Below are 1,477 nucleotides of genomic sequence, written 5' to 3' on the forward strand. Positions count from 1 at the left end.
CTTTTAGCGGCGGTAGGCTGGGTTGCTAAACCCGGCATTTGGAGTCTCCCCATCCGTAGGGTACGCATCGCGTACCTTTTGAGGCTTGATTTTGGCAGGGCAGCGGGGTAGGCCAGGCTGCTAAACCCAGCATTTCGGCCGTCCATACCGGGTTTCCGCTAAAGCTCCAACCCAGCCTACACAGGCTGATGACGCAGTTGTAGGATCGGATTCACTCGCCCCGGAACAGCCGAGATAGACAGGCAGTGCGAATACCCGCAAGGGGCACAAGTGAATTCGCTCCTACATTACAGGTCCGGGTTCTCCTTTTCTCGAAGAGGAAAAGGCACAAAGCGGTTATCGATCCCGATTAGCGCTTCTCAATCACTTCAGTCTTCAGGACATCGAACGCATCGAATGCAATATTCAGGCTGAGCCTCAGATTGATGATGCTGGCAATGGCGGTGCTGGCAAAAATACAGATCATGATGGCGATCTGGTATTTCACGGCGATCCAGGGCTCGCTGCCGCCCAGGATCTGGCCGGTCATCATGCCGGGCAAGGAAACCAATCCCATGGTGGCCATGCCGGCGATGGTCGGATTGAGGGCGGCCTTGATGGCTGAGCGGAAGTAAGGCCGGACCGCTTCCCAGCGCGTCGCGCCCAGCATCAGGAAAGTCTCGTATTCCTGCTCGTTTTTCCGCAACGCGGAATAGAACCGTTCCAGCGCGATGACATTGCCTTGCAGGCAATTGCCCAGAATCATGCCGGCCAGCGGCACGATGTAGCGTGCGTCGTAATAAAGCGCCGGCTGGATCACCAGCATCACCAGATAAGCGGTCGAGACTATGACGCTGGAGGCAATCGCCGTCAGAGTGGCCAGGAAGAAATAGCGCGCCTTGAGCCCTGCGCGCTGCAGGATGCTTAAATCGGCGACCATCAGCATCAGCAGTATCCATAAGCCGTTGAGCCAGGGATTGTTAAGGTCGAACAGCGCTTTCAGATAAATCCCGACCAGCGATAACTGGACAGTCATGCGCAAAATGCTGATGCCGATATCCCGGCTCAAGCGAAGGCCTATCAGCCAGAGCAGCAACCAGGGCAGCAGACAGAGGCCGTATAGCAGCGCCATCCGGGGGAGGGTGATATCCAGTGTTTCCATTGCGGTTTACCTAACTGATGTTATGCAGTCAGTTGAGATTTAATTAAAGTGTCGCTGGCGCGACGGTTGTTTGAATCGGGTTTCACGAAAAACATCCCTGTTTTTCGCCTTGGCAGGCGACGAGGTCGTGCAAATCGGCCTCCTGCCGATTTGTCGCACCCGAAGGCGAGTTACTTTCTTTTGCGTCGCCTCGGCAATTGCTCCTGCATTGCTCTACCTCCTGCATCCATGCAGTCGAAAAGAAAGTAACCAAAGAAAAGGCGACCCGGTTGCCGCTTATCTCCTGCGCTCCTCACTTTTAACAGGGGTTGCCAAAAGGGACTCCTGTCCCTTTGG

General features: G+C 55.2%; 1 protein-coding gene. It reads right to left on the bottom strand.

The window, feature by feature from the left end:
- Window positions 1-349: 349 nt before the first annotated feature.
- Window positions 350-1,141 carry an iron export ABC transporter permease subunit FetB gene (fetB, locus tag IT781_RS21780; protein ID WP_194972268.1) on the bottom strand — a complete coding sequence of 264 codons (792 nt, stop codon included), beginning with the start codon at window positions 1,139-1,141 and terminating at the stop codon, window positions 350-352.
- Between the last annotated feature and the right edge of the window lie 336 nt (window positions 1,142-1,477).

The organism is Methylobacter sp. BlB1, from assembly GCF_015476545.1.
Taxonomy (GTDB): domain Bacteria; phylum Pseudomonadota; class Gammaproteobacteria; order Methylococcales; family Methylomonadaceae; genus Methylobacter.

Bases quoted from the DNA above. Each gene is read 5' to 3' on its own strand.
- fetB (WP_194972268.1), bottom strand. From the start codon at position 1,141: ATGGAAACACTGGATATCACCCTCCCCCGGATGGCGCTGCTATACGGC.